Genomic DNA, 21694 nt, shown 5'->3' with positions numbered 1-21694 from the left:
TACCTCACAGTGTCTTCTTTGCCGCCCGGCATGGCTTCAGCCGCTTCCTCCGCTACGCTTCGTGCAGGGTCTTCAGCTCATGCTATTCCGGCAGGAGTCGCCCCCTTCCGCTCCACTCAATTGGTATGTGCCATTGATTAATTTGAGGTATTGAATAAGTAGCTCTTATCTTTAATAGCTTTGAGATATACACCTTAGCGAAGGGGAAATATGGAGACTCCTGCGGGAGGAGAGGCCTCGATGAGACCCCGGAACGCGTAGCGTGAGGAGGCTCATCAGCCGCCCGCGGAAAGCGGAATATTTCCCCGTAGCGGTGATTTACGCAGCCTCTATATTCTTAGTTACGTCGCAGTATATCTATTTTCCGAATCATTGAATACCCTCAACATATATATTAGAACTTTATTGTTATTATAGCATGGTGAATATAAAAAAGAGGAGCAACGATGAATCGATACTCCATAAGTACTTCTTTATCTATGAAGATGAGGTTTTCTCATCTTCATATTCGATAGTGGTCCCGTCTTTTAGAGTTAATTGGACTTCAAAATCCAAATACTCCCTATCAAGGTCAAACGTATCTAAAATTTCTTTAACAGCTTGCTCTTTATTTGTATCTTTATTAATAGTTAATTTTGTAACATTGGGGTAAAGCTGATCGAATGCTGCTTTTCCGTTCAAATTATTGTCCTCAAATTCATTATTTAAATTGGCCGTAAGCTGTTTATTATCATACTCTATTTCAGCTTCGTATTCTTTGTTATTCGGATAATTAACTTCGAGTTCAAATTCATTATAATCGATATCTTCTAATTTTTTGTTAATATCCTCTTTATCGGCATCAATAGAAGACTGCTGCTCATTACTATCTCCCTCTGTATCTTGATTCTCCTCGTTTTCCATTTCTTCTGTTTGGTTACTCTGCTCTTCAGATTCAGCTGTGTTATTATTTTTATCTGCATTTTCATTTTCTGTCTGCCCGCAAGCAGTGATAAATAGTGCTGTAATAAAAAGAACGGAAATCATTAAAAAACGTTTCATAGTACCCCTCCTTAAAAATTGTGTTAGTCAGCATTTCCCATGAGAAAGGGCTGCTAAACCAGAAAGATCGACAATACTTCACTGAAATTTTCATCAAAAAAGTTACTTCTCAGTATATCTATAATCCAAATTACTTAAGATTCACGTCCAGCTAGAAAAATAGAAAGCTGCCCCATTGAATCGGGACAGCTTATTCCTTATAATACTTTTAGTTCTTTCGGGAAGGAGGTGAGAACCTCTCTTTCGCCATTTTCATTAATAAACACTTCATCTTCAATTCTTACACCGCCAAGTTCTGGCAGATAGATACCTGGTTCAATAGTGAAAAAGAGGCCAGCTTCTGCTATTTCTTCATTTTTATTATGAATGGAAGGCTCTTCATGTACCTCAATCCCCAAACCATGTCCAACTCGATTGTGGAAATAATCTCCATAGCCGCTATCATTAATTACGTTTCTCGCAGCGATATCAAAGTTCTTTAATGGTACCCCTGCTTTTACTGCTTCAATACCTGCTTCATTCGATTCTAGTACAATATTATAGATTTCTTTTTGTTTGTCTGATGCCTCTCCAATTACGAATGTTCTTGTGATATCAGAACAATAGCCTTTTGGTGTAATTACTCCAAAATCAATAAGTAGGAAATCACCCTTTTTGAATGCGCGATCCCCTGGAACACCATGGGGAAGGGCGGACTTTTCACCAGCTAATACGATGGTAGAAAAGGAAGGCCCTGAAGCACCAAATTTTTTCATAAGAAATTCTAGTTCAGCTGAAAGCTCTGCTTCCGTCATACCGATTTTAACTTTCTTAATTCCTTCTTCAAGGACTTTTTCGATAATATCTACAGCTTCCTGAAGGTAATTGATCTCTTCTCTCGACTTTTTCAGGCGCTGGTGATTTATATCTTCTTGGATGTCTTTGTAAGAAGCTTTAGGGAAAGCAGCTTGTAGCTTTTGGTGGCGAAACATGCTGACATGTTTTGTTTCTACGCCAATTTTTTCGATGTTCTCACCGAGTTCATCTTTTAATACAACAAAAGGATCTTGTTCATCAGAAATAGGGATGCTATTTTTAATCACCGAGTCCTGGTCTGCCATTTCTTTATCTAATGCTGGTACAAAAAGTTTTAAGTCATCTTTACGATTATCCACAATAAATGCCATAAAACGTTCATGAGGGTCTGAGTTAAAACCAGTGTAATAAAAAACATTGGATGGGTCTGTGATTAAAGCGATGTCGATATTCTTTTTAGTTAAACTGCTTTTTAGTTGTTTAATTCTTGCTTGATGGTCAATAGTCATAACAAATCCTCCATGCATCATTCCGTTTGATGCCAATTTTAATTGATTAGCTCTTTACCTACCTCATTGCTTACACTTTATAGTTGGAAAAGAGCACCCAAATAAATGATAACACCTTTTTTCTTCACTTTCACGTGGTGCAAATATATAAATTATTGTATTTATAAATTATCTTGCTATATGTTGTTTAATCATTCTTCTAAAAGTGGAGGTATTCTCCTTTCAAAACGGTAATAGTGAACTACCGAAAGGCACTCAAAATGGACTTCCCTCTATAAACCTTCTAAAATAGACAATATTATGAGTGATAGGGAGACGTTATTATGAGTATTGCAGAACAAAAGCTTGGTTCTCAAGGTGTCGTTAAAAGTTTCTTTCAGTATTTTATTCCTACAATCTTGGGGATGATGCTGATGTCCGTCAACATTGTGATTGATGGCATCTTTGTTGGAAACGGTATTGGTTCTGTTGCACTGGCAAGTATTAACGTTGCTGTTCCTGTATGGTCAGTTATTATATCCATCTCCTTGCTCATCGGGATTGGTGGAGGAACGCTTTATTCTATGGCGACTGGAGCTGGAAAAGGAGAAGAAGCTAAGCAAATCTTTACAACTTCCATGGTCTTGATTACTATTAGCATCAGTATTATTGGAGGCGCAAGTTATTTAGCTTCAGAGCAACTAGCAAATTTATTCGGAGCAAACGAGGAAACATTGCCTTATGCTGTGGATTATTTGCAAATAATTTTTTTATCTTCTGTCATCATTTCATGGGAGAACGTTGTTAGTATTTTCCTACGTAATGATGGAGCACCAAAGCTGGCGATGACTGGACTTATTGTGTCAGCTATACTAAATATTGTCCTCAATTATTGGATGATATTTGTTTTGGATTGGGAAGTGAAAGGGGCGGCATTAGCTACGGTTCTAGCAACAGTTGCTGGTTTATTTGTTTATTTGTTGCATTTTTTCAATAGAAATGCAGGTTTACGATTTACTCGAGTTCGCTTTAAAAATTCGCTCATTCGTCCAATCTCCAAGCTTGGATTTCCAAACTTTCTTTCAGAGGCAGGCACGGGTGTGTTTGTAATGGGGTATAATCTTGGAATGGCATATTATGCTGGTACGACTGGACTCGCCGCATTTTCTGTAATCAATTATCTGCATACCTTTATGTTTTTGGCCTTTATTGGAATAGGATCCTCCATTCAACCAATGATCAGTTATTACTATGGTGCAAAAAAATTCAATGCCATTAAAGAAACAGTAAAAATTGCTGAAATAACCGGATTTGGGCTTGGCATTCTATTTATTATCATAGGTTATGTAGGATCGGATTTCCTTGTTTCTATATTCGGCGTAGCAACAGAGGAAATACGCGATCTCGCGATAAGTGGAATAAAGCTTTTCTTTATAGGATATCTTTTTATGGGGACAAATTTCATATATATGACTTATTATCAATCGATCGGTTATGTAAGACCTTCTATTTGGATCACATTGTTCAGAGGATTTATTCTATTAATTGCCTCACTGCTCATCCTGCCAGTTTGGTTTGGTACTACTGGAATTTGGTTAGCCTTGCCAATATCAGAAGGCTTAGTTGCTATTGTTCTGCTGATTTATGCCAGAAAAGAAGTAATGAAACGAAAATGGAATCAGAGAGTTCAGTAGTATTGCATTGGGCTTCTGGCAGAACGTAAATAATTATTTCTAAAAAACAATACTAAAAAACGAATGGCTTAACGGACAGGATGTCAGCCAATCGTTTTTCTTTTGGATGAAGAAAGGATATTTAATTCTTCTCTATATTTAGCAATCGTACGACGAGAAATCGTTATGCCGTTCTTCTTAAAATGATCTGCAAGTTTTTGATCAGAAAGGGGCCTCTTTCTATTTTCTTGTTGTATTAATTGCTTTAAACGGAGTTTTATCTGGGTTGCAGATGCCTCAGTCCCATTATCGCCAGCAATCTTTCCTGTGAAAAGCTTTCTCATCTCAAAGCAACCTATTGGTGTTCGAATCACCTTATTGCTTGTTGCCCTGCTAATCGTTGATTCATGCATTCCGATTTGGTCAGCAATCTCTTTCAGGGTCATTGGCTTTAAGTGAGTAAACCCTTTTTCAAGAAATGGCTGCTGTCTTTCCACAATAGCTTTTGTAATATTTATAATGGTAGTTTTGCGTTGTTCTATGCTTTTTATCAGCCATTTGTACTTATGGTAGTTCTCCCTTATAAAGGCTCCTGCATTTGATTGCGTTTGCTTCAAGTGAAGATAAGCTTCATTCAGCCTTACTTTTGGCATAAACGGATCATGAAAAGTAATGGAATATTCGCCATTCACTTTCTCTATGGAGACATCTGGATAAAGTATTTGTGTTTCCGAATCTACACTTGCGGAATAGGGCCTGGGATGAAGGGAAGTAATTAAATTAGCTAACTCACTTAATTCCTCTTTAGAAATATTAAGTAATTTACCTAGTTCCTGCCACTTTTTATCAGCTAAGAGGTCAAGGTATTCTGCAATAACACACGTGAGCAATGGGTTATCCGGATAATAATGTTTGGCTTGAATAGTTAGGCATTCCTTCAGGTTTCGGGCGCCGACTCCAATAGGTTCCAATTGCTGCAATTTATCTATTACCTTCGCCACTTTTTCTGTCGATATACAAAGATCTTCAGCTATCTTTCTATCTTGCATTGGTATGTAGCCATGATCATCCAAATTAAGAATAATATATTTCATTATTTTTTGTTCTTGTTTTGTAATGGAAAGGTAATTTACTTGTTCAAGTAAATCCTCACATCGATTCGAGTTTTTACTTGCAATAGTTGACAAAGGATTAAAATTATTGTCTTGTGTATTTACTGTCCTGGAAGCAGAAGAGCTTTCTCCATAATAATTGTCTAAGCCAAGCGTTTGCTCTTCCAGCTCAATCAATGGATTTTCCGTAGCGTGTTCCTGAATGAAATGCGATAATTCCAACGCGGAATATTGTAAGAGGGCAATAGATTGCCTGAGCTCTGTTGTCATAACTAAGTTCATTGTTTGTTTTTGAAAAAGACCTAGTTCCATAATCAACCCCCCAGTTATTTTAAAACAAGTATGCGCTTACATAGTTATTGAAAATAGTATGTATATCATCCTATTATTATACTAAACAATTTTATTCTTTTTGTATAGGGGAACATAAAGAATGAAGAACTAGGTACATGCAATGTTGCTTTCAAGCTGGTATGTTTTCTTATACCGGAAAACAGGTATAATAGGAATAGCTTGGTCAAGAGAAGGAGGGACAATCATGTTCAAGAAGAAAAAAGCAAAGCACTCTCCAGAATTAGAGGAATTTAACGCTGAGGAAGCGATTAAGGGCAAAAGTTCTTATTTCACGGATCAAGCGTTTAAAGATAAATTAGGTAAGTATGCCAAAAAGCTAGGGATTAAAATATCTTACTATAGTTTATTACTGTTCTATGCTTTCAAAAGTCCTCCAACTTCAAAGAAGGATAAGTTAACGATTGCGGGAGCTTTGGGTTATTTAATTCTACCAGTAGACGCCATTCCGGATTTCATCCCTGTAGCAGGTTTAACAGATGATGCTAGTGTCATTCTTTATGCTGTTTACCGAGTAATCTCAAGTATTGATGATGAGGTTAAGGAACGAGCTGATCAGAAAATGAAGAAGCTTTTTGGAGTTCATTATCTGGCGAAAACAGAAGATATCGATAGTAAACTGAATCCCACTACTTAAAACACAAACCGGAAGTTTATCTTCCGGTTTGTGTTTTATTACCCTCATCGGAGACCTTCACTTGCATATCATTAGAGACACTTTTCCGGAAATTGTTTTTCTCCTTAAACACATTTTCCATTATTAGAGAAAGTGAGATGCCGACTAATAAACCGTTACTAATAAGTGGCTGTATCGTTTCTGGTAGTGACTCAAAATTGTATTCGGGCATTGTCATGATAATGATGCCACAAAAAATAGGTATACCTAACCTGTAAACGTTCATTGTACTGAATTCTACTTCTTTAAAAAAATTCCATGATGAACCCAATAATTGCAAGTAAGCAACAAACAACACGGCACTCCCAATACTGAGTGGAAGCAAGGAAAAGAATTGTCCAATGATGGGGATTACGCCCATCATTAAAAACATGGCTCCTCCTAGAGCGAAGGGGAGAATTCTATAAATTGCCGTCTGTTTTAGAAAGCCAATGGACGAAACGTATGGGGCGTATGGCACAAGCCCAAATAAAGCTGCAATACAAGTGGAAATCCCTGTAAGAGTAAAAGAAGCGCGATATTGTTGCTTGGTGGTATGGTTTCCATAGAATTCATCCGTCCCTTTAAGCGCACCAAAGGTATTTGCTGTGTTTAATATACCAGTTAAAACAGCGGTGATAATAATGCCACTATTCCATGTCGGACTACCTAAAGGAAATATTTTATAACTTTCTGGTTGTGTTGAACTTATTCCGTTATTCGGTTTAAATATAATTTCATATAAAATCCAACCAACAATGATCCCAATTAGCAAACTATATCGACTTATAGGAGCTGGGGCTTTTACCGTTATAATCATAACAAAGATGGCAATTAGTATTGATAACAACGAAATGGTCACATTAATATGGCCAGATGGGGTATGCTGTCCAAAAGGAATCCCAAGCATACCTTTCATAAAAATCCCAATCAATTGGCATCCAAATAAAAACATAAAGACACCCATTACAGAAGAATTAAATAATAAAGCTAACCTCGGCCCCCATCCTGCCAAACCAATCAATACAGTCAAGCCTCCCGATAGGAGAACACCTACTGTTAAACTGCCCCCCACTTCTTCCATAGAGACACCTTGTGCAGAAGCGGTTGTAATTACTGTTAAAATTACCCCCCACCATAATCCCGATTGCCCTTCCATAATGGCCCGTTGATGGCCAAGAAAAGCTTGTAAGATACAAGCAATCCCAGTCACTATAAAGGAAAGCTGGATCAATGGAATGGTTTCTTCCTGTGATAGGGAGAATGCAGCACCGATAGTAATAGGGATAACGATAATATTTGAAAAGATAAAGAACAACCATTGAATCCCTGCAAACCAGTTAGAAGGAAGGCGTAACTCTTTCACTCTTTTTCACCTGCTTACTATTTAATGATTGAAAATTATTTTTATTCGGTTTAATTAATACTATTACTTTAGCAGATTAAACATAGAAAATCATTATTATTTATGCAGAATGTGGAAAATGGTAAACAACTCCTAGAAATCTCTTGATAATTAAAAAAATTGTTATAAATATCGTTAATTCATGCTCAAAGCCCTGCAAATTTTGTCGATAATAGAGGTGACAGTTTACTGATTGGTATATCAGAAGTCATTCGGCTGTTAATAACTATAAAAGAAGGTAACGTCTAATGAAAAAGTTTAATTTTCACTCTCTAAAACCAAAATTGGTGATTGTATCAATACTATTACTTGTGATACCAATGACAATTCTTGGTTTTGTCAGCTATTCAAAGTCTAAGGAAAGTCTTAATGAGCTTGGAATTACGAATTTGAAAAATAGCGTTGAAATGACACTTGGAACGATCCATTCTTTAAACGAGGAAGTAGAACGGGGAGATCTGTCATTGGAAGAAGCTCAAGAGAAAGTTAAAAAATCGATTCTTGGTGAAAAGGGAAATGACGGAACTAGACCGATTAATCCAAATATTGATTTAGGAGAGCATGGTTATATTTTTATCTTGGATGAAGACGGCACCCAGATCGCACATCCTACTCATGAAGGAGATAATAATTGGGATAGTGCAGATCCTAATGGCTTCATGTCAACCCAAGCTATTATAAAGCAAGGTGAACGTGGTGGGCTAACTTATTTTCATTGGCCCTTACCGAACAATGAAGATGTAATTGAAAAGAAGGTTGCTTATTCGAAGACAGATCCTACATGGGGATGGACGGTTGCAGCGAGCACATATATGATGGATTTTAATAAATCTGCTCAGCAAATTTTAAATGTGATTATTATAGTAGGAGTATTAGCAATACTTTTAGGTGCTACAGTGATATGGATTTTTGCTAACAAAATTACTAAACCGATTAATTTGGTTGCAGAAGAAATGAATTATTTGTCGAATGGGGATTTGAGTCGAGAAGAAGTTATCGTGAGGACGAAAGATGAGACACGACAGCTTGCTGATGCGATGAACCATCTTCAACAGAGATTGAGAGGGATTATTTCTAATGTCGCTAGAGCATCAAAAAAAATGACCTCTCAAAGTGAAGAACTAACGCAATCAGCAACAGAAGTAAAAGAAGGGTCAGAACAAGTAGCTATTACAATGCAGGAACTTGCAAGTGGAGCTGAGAACCAAGCCAATAGTGCAAGTGAATTATCTACATCAATGCAAACATTTACTGAACAAGTAGAGGATGCAAATGAAAAAGGAAAAATGATTGAAAACTCATCTGGGACGGTTATGGAGATTACAAAAGAAGGAAATGATTTAATGGTTTCTTCCATGTTACAAATGGAGAAGATTGACCAAATTGTAAAAGAAGCAGTTCAAAAGGTGAGTGGACTAGATGAACAAACGCAAGAAATATCCAAGTTGGTAGCTGTAATAAAAGCAATTGCTGATCAAACGAATCTACTTGCTTTAAATGCGGCTATTGAAGCAGCAAGAGCGGGTGAGCATGGAAAAGGGTTTGCGGTGGTGGCTGATGAAGTGAGAAAATTGGCTGAACAGGTTGCATCGTCTGTTACCGATATTACAAATATTGTAGAATCCATTCAAAATGAATCGAGTATTGTTACTGATTCTCTAGAAAGCGGTTATCAAGAAGTTAAACAAGGAACTAACCAAATTCAAGAAACTGGTGAACGCTTCAACCGAATTGAAGACGCAGTTAATGATGTTGTCAGCAGTATTAAAGGCGTCTCTGATAATTTGGCTAGAATAGTGAATGACAGTCAAAAAATGAGCAGCTCTATTGAAGACATTGCTGCCATTTCAGAAGAATCAGCAGCTGGAATTGAGGAAACATCGGCTTCTTCCCAACAAACGACTAGTTCTATGGAACAAGTATCCGCAAATTCGCAGTCATTAGCTGACCTCGCTGAAGAACTAAATGAAGTAGTAAATGAATTTAAACTATAAAAATGGTTTGGGACTATCAATTTTAACCTTCTTAGCAAAGATGAAATTTAACAAAAGACGGACGCTTTAATAAGCTTCTGTCTTTTTGTAGCTTCGCTAACGGGTTCTACGTTAAAATTATTGTGAGGTTAAATAGAAGGAGAGTACAAATTGCAAAAACAAATTTTAAAAAATGACTGGGCTGATTTACTAGCAGAAGAGTTTGAAAAAGAGTACTATATTGCGTTGCGAGAGTTTTTAAAAGGTGAATACAATAATCATAACGTTTACCCACAAATGGATGATATTTTTAATGCATTGCATCTTACTCCATTTAAGGATGTGAAAGTGGTTATACTTGGGCAGGATCCTTATCATGGGCCGAATCAAGCGCAAGGTCTCAGTTTTTCAGTGCAGAAAGGTGTAAAAGTACCGCCGTCTTTAAAAAATATTTTTCAAGAATTAGAGAATGATATTGGATGTCCAAAGCCTGATCATGGAGATTTAACAAAATGGACAAGACAGGGTGTATTGCTTCTGAATTCTGTTCTTACAGTTAGAGAGGGGCAGCCACACTCTCATCAAAATAAAGGATGGGAGATTTTTACCAATCGGGTAATCGAAGTCTTAAACAAAAAGGAAGCACCAATCGTCTATATTCTTTGGGGAAGGGCCGCACAAAAGAAGGAGGAACTAATTAACGTAGAAAAACACACTATAATTAGATCTCCCCATCCAAGCCCCTTCTCTGCAAGACGCGGTTTTTTTGGCAGTAAGCCATTTTCAAAAACGAATCAATACTTGAGAAAGTCTAAACAAACCGAAGTGGATTGGTGTCTAGACTAAAAAGTATACAAACAAATTTGCTTTTCATGATCTCAGATGCGTTGTTTTAAACTAATAACTTTGCAGGCGCAGAATGGTAAAAAAAGCAATTAATTCGCTAAACTAAAACTACTCTCAAGTAAAATAGTAATTTTATTTCATAACGGTTTAATGTCTACACTTTAATATCTTTTAGATCATTTGTTGCCTTAATAAAGGAAGGGGGATGTTGATCTGTATATTCTAAGGCCCCTTTCCCACCCAAATAAAAGTTAGTTTGTGGGTGTGTCTTGGCAAACTCATCCCAATGCTTCAACAGTTCAGGTTCTGTTTTAAAAGGAATATCAGTTGTTGCAGAAAGTAAAACGGTTTTTGGTTGCAAGGATTCTGTTAACCGTTCTATTGTTCCTGGAGCAGGAGAGGGGCCAAGCAATAAGGTTCTGCACCCTTTTAAAGTTAAGGGAAGCAAATTAATATGTAAAGGTAATTCATGCCGTTCCTCAGGCAAGCATGCTCCAATAACTAAGGGAGCATTTTCTAAAGTAGGGAGATTTCTTCTTACTTGTATTAAAAAGTCACGGATAACCATACTACTTACAGTTTCCTGGCTTTCACTCCATTCTCCGTTTTCCCATCTATTTCCTATTTCCTTTAGAAATGGGCGGATGACCTCTTCAATCATTAATTCCAATCCGTAAAAATAATATGCTTGTTTTAATACTTGGCTCATCTGTACTTCTTTATAGTATTTTCCATGTTCCAAAAGCTGTATCGTGTAATTATTATAATCAACCTCACTATTTTTGTTTGCTTTATATATCTTTTTTACTTCATTAATCGCTTTTCCAGTAGTAAGTCCCTCTGCTTTCAGCTCTTTTACATGAAGAAGACAATTTATATCCGCTTGTCTATATACGCGATAACCATTATCTAAACGCGTTGGGCTCACCACATTGTATCTATCCTCCCATTTGCGGATTACTTGCTTGGAAAGGCCTGTAATGGTAGCAACTTGATTAATATAATAATGTGTTTCAGTATTCATATCCTTCCATCCAATCCTTTATTAATAATAATTTGTACAATGTTAATACCCTAACATTGTACAAAATAAACCTTTTTCTTTTAGAAAATAAAATGGATACCAGGTTTATTTATTTTGAACCAGGGTATTTAAACTATACAGAGTCGACGCCCTTTAAGCCTCCTTTTGTTGTATAAGGTTGTGAAAAACCCTATACAGAAATTGATCGCAGTCAAAGTTTAAAATAGGAGGAAAATTATGAAGCAGAAAAAAGTAATTGTAGTAGGTGCAGGTGTTGCTGGATTGGCTAGTGCGATTCGTTTGCAACATGCTGGCTATCAAGTTGAACTACTAGAAAAAGAGGGAATGCCTGGAGGAAAGATGCATCGCATTGAAAAGGATGGATACAAATTTGATCTTGGGCCAACCATTGTTATGATGCCGGAATTGTATAGGGAGGTCTTTTCATTAGCCGGGAGAAATCCTGATGATTATATCCCTATGGAAAAATTGGATCCAATGTACTCCGTGTACTTTGGTGATGACCTCGGGACTAAATACGAAATGTCTAACGATTTGGTACATTTAATGAATACGTTGGAGGCATTTAGTGATGAAGATGCAGCTGGATTCTTGGCATATTTACAAGAAATCTATCGGAGGTTTACAGTAGCGAAAAATCACTTTATTCAACAACCTTTTCGAAATGCCAGTGATTTTTATAACCTATCTACTATTCGACAAGGTCTGAAATTAAAAACCTTGGACAGTGCGGAAAGCTTTATTAGTAAATACATTAAAAATGAGCGCTTAAAACAAATGATTAGCTTTCAAACACTGTACATAGGTATTTCTCCATTTGATGGACCGTCCCTCTACACCATGATACCAATGATTGAATTTCTTTATGGTGTGTGGTTTATCAAAGGTGGAATGTATAAGATGGCCACCTCTATGGAACGACTTTTTCTTGAACTTGGAGGAGAGGTTCGGTATAACACTACGGTTGAAGAAATCGTCATAGAAGATGGTAAAGCAAAGGGAGTTCGTGTAAATGGGGACTTGGAGAAATCTGACTTTGTTATGTGTAATGTTGATTTTCCTTTTGCCATGAAACACCTTATTAAAGAAGATACTGCGAAAGGAAAATACACAGACAAGCGAATTGATGAGATGAAATACTCCTGTTCTTGCTTTGTGATGTATCTGGGAATGGACAAGAAATATGATGGAGTTGAAAACGTTCATAATTTTGTCTTCAATGATGCATTGGAAGATAACATGGAAGGTATCTTTCAAGGTGAACTGCTGGAAGACCCTTCTTATTATGTATACATTGGTTCCAAAAAGGACCCATCTCTTGCTCCTGAAGGAAAAGACGGCCTTTATATCCTTGTGCCGGTCTCCAATTTATCAACTGCTTCGTATGAGTGGGATGAAGAGACAATTCAGTACTATCGTAACAATATCTTAAATTCCTTGGAGAAAATAGAAGGTTTTGAAAATGTAAAAGAGGATATTGTGTCCGAAACATATATGACACCGGTGGATTTTAAAGATAAGTTTAATGCTTATAATGGAGCGTGCTTTGGATTAAGACCAACACTCACACAAAGCAATCATTTAAGACCTCAAAGTAAAGCTACCAATTGTGAAAATTTGTATTTCACAGGGAGCAGTACACACCCTGGAGCTGGAGTCCCAATAGTACTATTATCAGCAAAGATTGCAGTGCAAGAGCTTCTGCATGATGACAAAGGGATTCTGTTTGGAGGCAGTTAACCAAGGGAGGGAAATTCATGACAAACTTTCAAAATGAACTGGAGGAAGCTTACGCATATTGTGAAAAAATAATTAAGCGGCATTCCAAGAGCTTTTATTATGCATTTTCAACCCTGCCTAAACCAAAAGCAAAGGCAGTATATGCCATCTATGCTTTTTGTCGTATTGCTGATGATAGTGTCGATGAACATGGAAATAAGTCAGAACAATGGAAGGCTCTGACTAAATTGGAAAACCAGCTTCGTCTATTCGAAATGAAACAGGAACCGAACACGTTGCTCTGGATTGCCTTGCGTGATGTTTTCAACCGCTATGATATGAAGATACAGCCTTTTTATGATCAAATTAACGGGCAAAAAACGGATATTATCTTTCAGTCCCCGCGTGATATAAATGAATTAGAGCGCTACTGTTATTTGGTTGCGGGATCCGTAGGACTTATGTTATTGCCGATTATTGCCACTAATGAAAGAGAGTCATTAGAAGAGGAAGCGGTGTATTTAGGTGTTGCCATGCAGTTAACAAATATATTACGCGACGTAGGAGAAGACTACAGGGATAAAAATCGTATTTACTTACCTGATTCTCTAAGACGAAAAGAAGGTTATACCATTTTAGATTTGCAAAACTCATTAATTAATAATAGTTTCATTGCACTTTGGGAAGAGTTAGCTACACGTGCTGAAGAACTTTACGACCTTTTTCAGAATAAAATAAATGCATTCGATGAAGATAGTCAATTTCCAGTATTACTATCCTCTCAAATATATAGAGGTATTCTGGGGGCAGTGCGAAAGAACAATTATAATTGCTTGAATCAACGTAATTATGTATCTGCCATAGAAAAACAGCGCATTTATCGAAGCGTAGTAACTAGTACAGTACGTGCAGAGAGTCATAAGTTGGAAGCTTAATAAAATAGGAAACTATTTATCTTATTGCTAAATTAGAGAAATAGGGTGAACAAACATGAAAAAGCAAAAAGCGGTTGTAGTAATCGGAGGAGGTTTAGGTGGTCTATCTGCAGCAATATCACTTGCTCAGAAAGGCTATGCTGTTTCTTTATACGAAAAAAATCACCACTTAGGTGGTAAGTTAAACAGGTTGGAGCAAGACGGATTTGGATTCGACTTAGGACCGTCTATTTTAACAATGCCACACATCTTTGAAAAATTGTTTACGGCAAGCGGATATGAAATGAAGGATTTTATTCCCACGATTCGCCTGGAACATGAATGGCGTTCTTTTTTTCCAGATGATACGATCTTAGACCTTTATAATGACCTTAATAAAATGCTCGCGGAAAATGATTTACTGAATGCCAATGATATGAAAGAATATCAAGATTTTCTATCTTACGCTAAAAGGCTATATGAATATACGGAAGAGGGATATTTTCAAAAAGGATTGGATTCAACGAAGGATGTCATTCAACACCACGGCGTAGTTGATTCGATTAAAGGCTTTGATCTTTTCTCTACCATGTCTCATGGAATAGAAAAACGTATCTCTAATCCAAAGCTGCGGACCATGCTTAGCTACTTTATTAAATATGTAGGTTCTTCTCCGTACGATGCACCAGCCGTTTTAAATATGCTCGTCTACATGCAGCATGCACAAGGAGTGTGGTATGTGCCTGGTGGTATGGATCTCATTGCAGACGGGTTGGAACGTCTTGCAAAAAAAGAAGGTGTACAATTTTTTACAGGTACAGCTGTAAAAAAATTGGAGAAAACGGATGGAAAACAAATAAGTAAAGCTATTTTGGACGATGGTACTTCTGTGGAAGCAGATTATTTTGTATCCAACATGGAGGTTATCCCAGCATATGATAAGCTGCTCGGTGAATCTGCAGAGTACATTCACAAGTTGGAAAAGAAGTATCAGCCCTCCAGTTCAGGCTTGGTATTACATCTTGGTGTCAAAAGGCTTTATCCTCAGCTTGCACACCATAACTTTTTCTTCTCGGAGAACTTACAGGAGCAAATGAATCGAATTTTTCATGAGCATCGTTTACCTGATGATCCGACCATTTATTTGGTCAACGTTAATAAGACAGATCCGCTACAAACTATTCCCGGACATGAAAATCTTAAGGTGCTTCCACACATACCATATATCCAGGATGAACCCTTTACAAAAGAAGAGTATTTGGATTTCAGGGATGTAGTCTTAGATAAATTAGAACGAATGGGCTTAAAGGGTCTTCGGCACCATATTGTTACGGAAGACATGTGGACACCACATGATATAGAAAATATGTATTGGTCACATAGAGGATCCATTTATGGTACGCTTTCTGATAAAAAATTAAATAGGGGATTTAAACATCCAAAGCAAAGTGAGAAGTATGACAATCTTTATTTCGTTGGTGGAACAGTAAATCCAGGCGGTGGAATGCCAATGGTGACATTAAGTGGTCAACAAGTAAGTGAACTAATAGTAACGCGCGATCAACAAGATAAACAGTCATCTTAATGATGCAACCAAGCAGAGAGGAGGTGTGGCGGATTGCTTATTGGCTTAATTTTTACTCTTTGCATAGTTATAGGTATGTTTGCTGGGCTGCTTATGTTTTGGAAAGTTCCTTCTCTTCAACCGATAAGTGGACAAAAGAAACCATATTCTATGCTGTCTGTAATTATACCTGCAAGAAATGAAGCAAAGCGAATTGGTCCTTTGTTGGAGTCGTTGAAAAAACAAAAGGGGCAGGCCTTTGAAGTAATTGTGGTTGATGATGCCTCTACGGATGAAACTGCTCGACTCGTGCATTCCTATGGATATACTGTGATAAAAAACGAGAAACTGGAAGATGGTTGGGTAGGTAAATCAGCTGCATGTTGGTTAGGAGCAAATAACGCAAAGGGCAAGCATCTTTTATTTCTGGATGCTGACACTCAATTTAATTCAGATTTTTTGTACCAGCTTGCAAAAAAATATGAGCAGAAAAAAGAAACAGGGATTGTATCAGTTCAGCCATATCATACAGTTGAGCGACCATATGAACATCTTTCTGCATTATTCAATATTATTGTAATGGTTGGAATGAATGTATTTACAGCCTTTGGAAAGAAATTGGATGCGGCAGGATCGTTTGGACCATGTATTTTATGTAATAAAAAAGAATATATGGAAGTTGGTGGTCATGCTGCAATTAAGGATGCGGTCATGGATGATATAGAACTTGGTGAGGCATTTATGCAATCTGGTTATAAGGTGCGTTGTTATTCAGGGAAAGGACTGCTTGCATTTCGTATGTATCCAGAGGGCTTACCACAGCTGTTAGAGGGATGGACTAAAAATTTTGCTACAGCTTCTCAGTCTACCCACCCTATTGTGCTATCGCTTGTCAGTATATGGATTGCTGGAGGTTTTCTATCTTCCTTCTTTCTGGCTTATAGTATTATTTGGGCGCCATTTCTATGGGGTGTAGCCTCTGTTATTACATACTTCTTATTCATGCTACAATTTTTTTGGTTTGCCAGAAGAACTGGAAATTTTCGTTTTTGGGTATTTATCTTTTTTCCCTTACATCTTCTTTTCTTTACCGGGCTATTTTGTAGATCGATATACATGACGCACGTTGTTGGATCTGTAAATTGGCGTGGCAGAAAGATAAAGGTTTGAAGGGAGAAGTTACATGCCGGTTATTGAATTACCTTTAACAATTATTATCCTTTTAGATATAGTGGCATGGGCGTTTTTTCATATCGTCATATCCTTAGGAATGAGTTACGTTTCTGCTGATTGGTTACAGAAATATTCCTGTTTTTTTCGTTCGCGAGAATGGGAACGAGAGGGGATGTTTTGGGAACATGTCTTAAAAGTAAGAAGCTTTAAAAAATGGATACCGGATGGAAGCAAAATAATTGGTAGAGGATTTGAAAAATGCAATCTAAAATCAGTTGATCAAATATATATTGAGCAATTCATCATTGAATCTATTCGTGCTGAGATTACTCATCTACTCTCTATTTTACCTGCTGGATTATTCTTTTTATGGAACCCCTCTTGGGCAGGATGGATAATGATAGGATATGCGTTACTTTTCAATATACCTATCATCGCAGTTCAGCGATACAATCGTCCAAGGCTTGAACGAATAATTAGGAACTATAAGTAAAAGTCGTGTAACAAATTATAGGAAACATTATTATTTAATATGAAGAGTAATAGGTCTATACAAATAGCTTCGAAGCTATGTAAAAAGAACCTCTCCGAGTCGAGGTTCTTTTTTAAATAATTATTTAGGATTTTGGTTCAATCTTTCCATTCATCGGGTAGAAAGTCTAATTGTTTGTACTTCAGAATATACTACTATTATCATAAAGTAGTAACTTTGTAGATGCCTAACAGAGGAGTATGTTTTAAACAGGAGGTTGCTATGATTAAATATTGGAAAGAATTTATACTGTATCCTGATATATCCTTTATGCTTATCTTGTTTACATTTCTTTTTATTTTTATTATCCCCCAAATATTTCAATGGGAAGCTTGGTTGGCGATCCTCATTGGTATGATTGTCTATACTATCAGTGAATATTTTATTCATCGCTTTCTATTTCACATCCGTACACCTAACCATCCGCTTTTTTTAAAACTTATCAGACGACTACATTATGACCATCATGTAGACCCCACAAATCTGAAACTATTATTTCTTCCACTCTGGTTCAGTATACCTAATTTTCTCTTATTAACTTTCATTACCTATTCTATTACAAAAGATAAATACATAACGGGAGCCTTTGCCACAGGTTTAGTTGGTTATTTTCTTTACTATGAATGGAAGCATTATATAGCTCATAAACCTATCCAACCATCTACTGCTTTAGGGAAAAAGCTGAAAAAGGTCCACCTCTGGCATCATTATAAAAACGAGAATTATTGGTTTGGTGTTACTCATAGCTCGATTGATAAAACAATGGGGACCTATCGAAATCACAAGGAAGTAGAAAAAAGTGCTACAGCGAAAAACCTGGAAAAGAGAGTATAATTTACAAAATTATTCTAAAAACTCTTTACTTTTATAGAGGGATAACTATATAATAACTCTTAATTAGTTAATTTATTTGAATATAAAGAAAAGACCAACTAGGGGGGTTCTACATGAAGTTAAAGAAATGGATGATTTTATTAGTAGTAGGTCTGTTACTAGGCATATTAGCAGCATGTTCTGGTGATGACGCAGAAGAAACATCAGGAGAAAAAGAGCCAAGCAGTGAGGGGAAAGAGGAAGCGGCTGCAGATGGAGAAAAGGTTCTTAGCTTTATAAATCCGGAAACCATTCCTTCTATGGATTCCTCGCTTGCGACAGATGAATCATCTTTTATTTACTTAGCAGCAACTACAGAAGGCCTGTACCGCTTGGATGAGAACGCGAAACCAGTAGAAGGGATCGCGAAAAAACATGAAGTTAGTGATGACGGGTTGACATGGACATTTCATTTAAGGGAAGATGCAAAATGGCAAAATGGAGACTCTGTTACAGCACATGATTTTGTTTATGCATGGCAACGGGCAGTTAATCCTGATACCGGATCAGAATATGGACCATATATGATGAATGGTGTTATTAAAAACGCTACTTCTATCAGTTCCGGTGAGAAGTCGGTCGATGAATTAGGTGCAAAAGCGGAAGATGATTATACATTAGTAGTTGAACTTGAAAATCCAACTCCATATTTTGAATCATTAACTACATTTGGTACGTTCTTTCCATTAAATCAAAAATTTGTGGAAGAGCAGGGAGATAAATATGCAACCAGCTCAGACGCCCTGCTGGCAAATGGGCCATATAAGATGGCAGATTGGGAAAGCACTAGCAGCTCTTGGACATTAGAAAAAAATGAAGATTACTGGGATGCGGATGCAGTAAAGATGAGTCAGTTGAAATTTGAAGTTGTAAAAGATCCGCAAACAGCAGTAGATTTATATGAATCCGGGGTAGTAGATCGTGTCGATTTGACTTCAGATCTAGTTGATCAGTACGCGACGAATGAAGATTATGCGATTTCTCCAGACACCTTTGTATATTTTATGAAGTATAATCAAACTACCAATGAGGCGTTAGCAAACAAGAATATTAGAAATGCGATGAACAGAGCTTTCGATAAGCAAGCGCTAGTAGATCAAATTTTAAATAATGGATCGATTGTAGCAAATGGGTTAATCCCAGCAGACTTTACTCCAATGCCTGAATCTGGTGAAGATTTCAGAGAAGTAAGTGGTGACCTTAGCACTTATAATGTAGATGAAGCTCAAGAGCTATGGAAAAAGGGATTAGAGGAGCTTGGTACGGATTCAGTTGAATTGGAATTGTTAACAGATGATGATGAGACAACCAAAACAATGGTACAATACCTTGCAAACCAGTTATCTACTAATCTGGAAGGTTTAACAATTAATTTAAAGCAAGTGCCTAAGGAACAACGTCTGGATCTTGATGACAACATGGATTATGAGTTACAGGTTTCTCGTTGGGGTCCTGATTTCTTAGATCCATTTACTTTCATGAATCTATGGACGACTGAAAGTGGAAATAATAAAATGGGTTATTCCAATGCTAAATATGATGAACTAGTTGGCGATACAGCAACAAAGCTAGCTACAGATAATCCGGCACGTTATGAGAATTTCCTTGAAGCAGAAAAAATTCTTTTTGAAGATGCAGCGATAGCTCCGTTATATCAAGCATCCCGTGCCCAATTAGTTTCACCAAAAGTAAAAGGTGTTCACGTAAACCCATTTGGAGCAACATATGAATACAAATGGGCGGACGTAGGAACAGAATAACTTTTTCTTGAAAAGTATAAAATCATAGCTTGTAGCTCCTTTAACACAAGGAACTACCAGGCTATGATTTTTTGTGTTATCTACATGTATTGGAATCCCAAAGTAATTCGTAGTATGGATAAACTCCGACTTAACTTGATAGTACTCTAAGCAGCCGTTGCGGAAAAAACACTTCGCTTTCCGTGGGCAACGCTCATAGCCGTCAAGCTAAGAAAAAAGTTGTATGGTGCAATGAAAATACAAACATATTTTTCCAGTTTAATCCATATTCTTTTATGGCCATTTGTTTTCGTTTTTACACTTTTACTACGCGGCACGGAAATGTACTTTATACGCAATGTTTAAGACATCAAAAGGACTTTTATGCCGACAACGGTGATCTTTCCTTCCATGCCGGTATATGTTCTGGTAAATATTATCGATGAGCGCTTTCAAAGAAGAAAGGTGATAGAGTGAATACCCCCTCGTCTCTATTATTGCGTTTCTCGCATGGTTGATACATTTGTACTCACTCCCTTCTAGTTGATACCTTTCGTAAAGGCAGTAACGGCACTGAAAAGCAATCATCGAAGAAAGAAGAATATGAATTAAAGTCCCATATAAATGACAGTAAAAGCGGGCGGTATTCATTTCCTGCACATCATTAATTTCAAATAACGATTTCCATGTCTTAAAGAGAATCTCCACTTGCCAACGCAAGGAATAGATAGGATACAAGGTTTGCTCATCCATTTCTTCTTGTGTTATATTGGTGGCAAGAATTTGGATATGATTCTTCTTGTTGGCGGATTGGGTATGCCCCCCTTTCCGTCTTCTTTCTTTTAAATAGGTATCTCTTTGTTTTTGTTGCTCCTCGGTTAACCGTTGTACGACTACACGGGCATGGAATGTATTTTTTCCCTTAACACCTAATTGAATGAACCCATAATCCTGTATCTCTCCTGGAGCTAGATGCATGGCATCCTCTTCGGGCTTTATTTGGATTCGTCGTTGCTTGTCATCCAAAGTCCAATAGGTCATATTGGCAGGAACGCGAGTAATATAATAGGCTCCTGCTCGATCTATTTTTTTAAAGTGATCTCCTGAGAAATAGCCGAGGTCACGCAAGATAAGATCCCCTTCTTCTATTGTATCTGCCAATTCTTCAGCCGCATCGTGATCACTGTCTCTTGGACCATAGAACAACGTATGCAAAAATTTCCCTTGATACACTTCATACTCTAATTGGATTTTCACTCCATCATAATAACTCGGGGTTTTCTTCTTTACTTGAAAGGAGGTGCCATCTAAGATGCGGATCCGAGAAAAAGGATAATCGGATGGAGAAGGTAACGACAACATTTGTTGTTTCTCCACTAACTGCATAAAAACCTGCTTTAAAAAGGCTACTCCTTTCTCATCTAATCGTTGATGTAAGGCTTGTTTTGATATGGATATTTCTGATTCACGAGAAAGGGAAGCACATAGCTGTCCTAACCCCTCCGTACCAACTTTTTCATGTAAGAAGGCACATATACTTAAGAAATCTTCCGGCATTATCTTCTTCAATCGTTGTACAAAACCTGATTCTCGAGCAATATTGCGAAGTTCAGAAATAGATAAAATATCGAGCACACTTTTTACAAACGAGTCAAAATAATATTGCTTAGCCATACGTAATCCCTCCAAATTATTCCATTTATAATGTCAGAATAACGAATAACTTTTTGGGTTTTAAAATATTCTGCTTAACTTGACGGCTATGGGGCAACGCTTCAGCTTCCTCGGAAGAAAAC

The 21694-nt window shown here is 37.1% G+C and carries 17 protein-coding genes; 11 read left to right on the top strand and 6 right to left on the bottom strand.

Annotation, left to right across the window (positions count from 1 at the left end; all coding sequences use genetic code 11):
• Positions 1-477: 477 nt before the first annotated feature.
• Entirely contained in the window at positions 478-1041 is a 564-nt protein-coding gene (locus BME96_RS14735; RefSeq protein ID WP_071649417.1) for a YusW family protein, read from the bottom strand.
• Positions 1042-1238: 197 nt separating this feature from the next.
• Positions 1239-2345 (bottom strand): M24 family metallopeptidase, encoded by a 1107-nt coding sequence (locus BME96_RS14730; protein ID WP_071649416.1) that lies wholly within the window; start codon positions 2343-2345, stop codon positions 1239-1241.
• Between the two features lie 323 nt (positions 2346-2668).
• On the opposite strand from BME96_RS14730, the gene BME96_RS14725 reads away from it, so the two are divergent.
• Positions 2669-4018 carry an MATE family efflux transporter gene (locus BME96_RS14725; protein ID WP_071649415.1) on the top strand — a complete coding sequence of 450 codons (1350 nt, stop codon included), beginning with the start codon at positions 2669-2671 and terminating at the stop codon, positions 4016-4018.
• A gap of 83 nt (positions 4019-4101) precedes the next feature.
• Here the strand turns inward: BME96_RS14725 and rpoN are convergent, their stop codons facing one another.
• Complete coding sequence (rpoN, locus tag BME96_RS14720) at positions 4102-5421, bottom strand: RNA polymerase factor sigma-54 (protein ID WP_083547477.1); 1320 nt, start codon at positions 5419-5421, stop codon at positions 4102-4104.
• Positions 5422-5647: 226 nt separating this feature from the next.
• Here rpoN and BME96_RS14715 point away from each other — a divergent pair, with 226 nt between their 5' ends.
• Positions 5648-6097 carry a YkvA family protein gene (locus BME96_RS14715; RefSeq protein ID WP_071649413.1) on the top strand — a complete coding sequence of 150 codons (450 nt, stop codon included), beginning with the start codon at positions 5648-5650 and terminating at the stop codon, positions 6095-6097.
• A 16-nt stretch (positions 6098-6113) separates the two neighbouring features.
• On the opposite strand, the gene BME96_RS14710 is transcribed toward BME96_RS14715, so the two are convergent.
• Positions 6114-7481 (bottom strand): uracil/xanthine transporter, encoded by a 1368-nt coding sequence (locus BME96_RS14710; RefSeq protein WP_019378845.1) that lies wholly within the window; start codon positions 7479-7481, stop codon positions 6114-6116.
• 287 nt (positions 7482-7768) lie between these two features.
• On the opposite strand from BME96_RS14710, the gene BME96_RS14705 reads away from it, so the two are divergent.
• Together BME96_RS14705 and BME96_RS14700 are read left to right on the top strand one after the other, a co-directional pair.
• Positions 7769-9514 carry a methyl-accepting chemotaxis protein gene (locus tag BME96_RS14705; RefSeq protein WP_019378846.1) on the top strand — a complete coding sequence of 582 codons (1746 nt, stop codon included), beginning with the start codon at positions 7769-7771 and terminating at the stop codon, positions 9512-9514.
• Positions 9515-9664: 150 nt separating this feature from the next.
• Complete coding sequence (locus BME96_RS14700; protein ID WP_060680438.1) at positions 9665-10339, top strand: uracil-DNA glycosylase; 675 nt, start codon at positions 9665-9667, stop codon at positions 10337-10339.
• A gap of 154 nt (positions 10340-10493) precedes the next feature.
• On the opposite strand, the gene BME96_RS14695 is transcribed toward BME96_RS14700, so the two are convergent.
• Positions 10494-11363: a MerR family transcriptional regulator gene (locus tag BME96_RS14695; protein ID WP_071649412.1), complete on the bottom strand. Its 870-nt coding sequence runs from the start codon at positions 11361-11363 to the stop codon at positions 10494-10496.
• 237 nt (positions 11364-11600) lie between these two features.
• Here BME96_RS14695 and BME96_RS14690 point away from each other — a divergent pair, with 237 nt between their 5' ends.
• The 7 genes from BME96_RS14690 (at position 11601) to BME96_RS14660 (ending at position 19919) form a co-directional block, all read left to right on the top strand.
• Positions 11601-13124: a phytoene desaturase family protein gene (locus BME96_RS14690; RefSeq protein WP_071649411.1), complete on the top strand. Its 1524-nt coding sequence runs from the start codon at positions 11601-11603 to the stop codon at positions 13122-13124.
• Between the two features lie 17 nt (positions 13125-13141).
• Complete coding sequence (locus BME96_RS14685) at positions 13142-14038, top strand: phytoene/squalene synthase family protein (RefSeq protein ID WP_060680442.1); 897 nt, start codon at positions 13142-13144, stop codon at positions 14036-14038.
• 55 nt (positions 14039-14093) lie between these two features.
• The gene (locus tag BME96_RS14680; protein WP_071649410.1) at positions 14094-15602 is read left to right on the top strand and encodes a phytoene desaturase family protein; all 1509 of its coding nucleotides are present in this window, start codon (positions 14094-14096) and stop codon (positions 15600-15602) included.
• A gap of 33 nt (positions 15603-15635) precedes the next feature.
• Positions 15636-16751 carry a glycosyltransferase family 2 protein gene (locus BME96_RS14675; protein ID WP_231478630.1) on the top strand — a complete coding sequence of 372 codons (1116 nt, stop codon included), beginning with the start codon at positions 15636-15638 and terminating at the stop codon, positions 16749-16751.
• Between the two features lie 13 nt (positions 16752-16764).
• Positions 16765-17247 (top strand): glycosyl-4,4'-diaponeurosporenoate acyltransferase CrtO family protein, encoded by a 483-nt coding sequence (locus tag BME96_RS14670; RefSeq protein WP_071649409.1) that lies wholly within the window; start codon positions 16765-16767, stop codon positions 17245-17247.
• A gap of 261 nt (positions 17248-17508) precedes the next feature.
• Entirely contained in the window at positions 17509-18120 is a 612-nt protein-coding gene (locus BME96_RS14665) for a sterol desaturase family protein (protein WP_060680448.1), read from the top strand.
• Positions 18121-18233: 113 nt separating this feature from the next.
• Entirely contained in the window at positions 18234-19919 is a 1686-nt protein-coding gene (locus BME96_RS14660) for a peptide ABC transporter substrate-binding protein (RefSeq protein ID WP_071649408.1), read from the top strand.
• A 306-nt stretch (positions 19920-20225) separates the two neighbouring features.
• On the opposite strand, the gene BME96_RS14655 is transcribed toward BME96_RS14660, so the two are convergent.
• Complete coding sequence (locus BME96_RS14655) at positions 20226-21572, bottom strand: IS4 family transposase (RefSeq protein WP_071647988.1); 1347 nt, start codon at positions 21570-21572, stop codon at positions 20226-20228.
• Positions 21573-21694: the final 122 nt, after the last annotated feature.

Source organism: Virgibacillus halodenitrificans (assembly GCF_001878675.1).
Lineage (GTDB): Bacteria > Bacillota > Bacilli > Bacillales > Amphibacillaceae > Virgibacillus_Q > Virgibacillus_Q halodenitrificans.
Note: the sequence above shows the minus strand (reverse complement) of the source record. Positions and strands in the feature narration are given on the sequence as shown.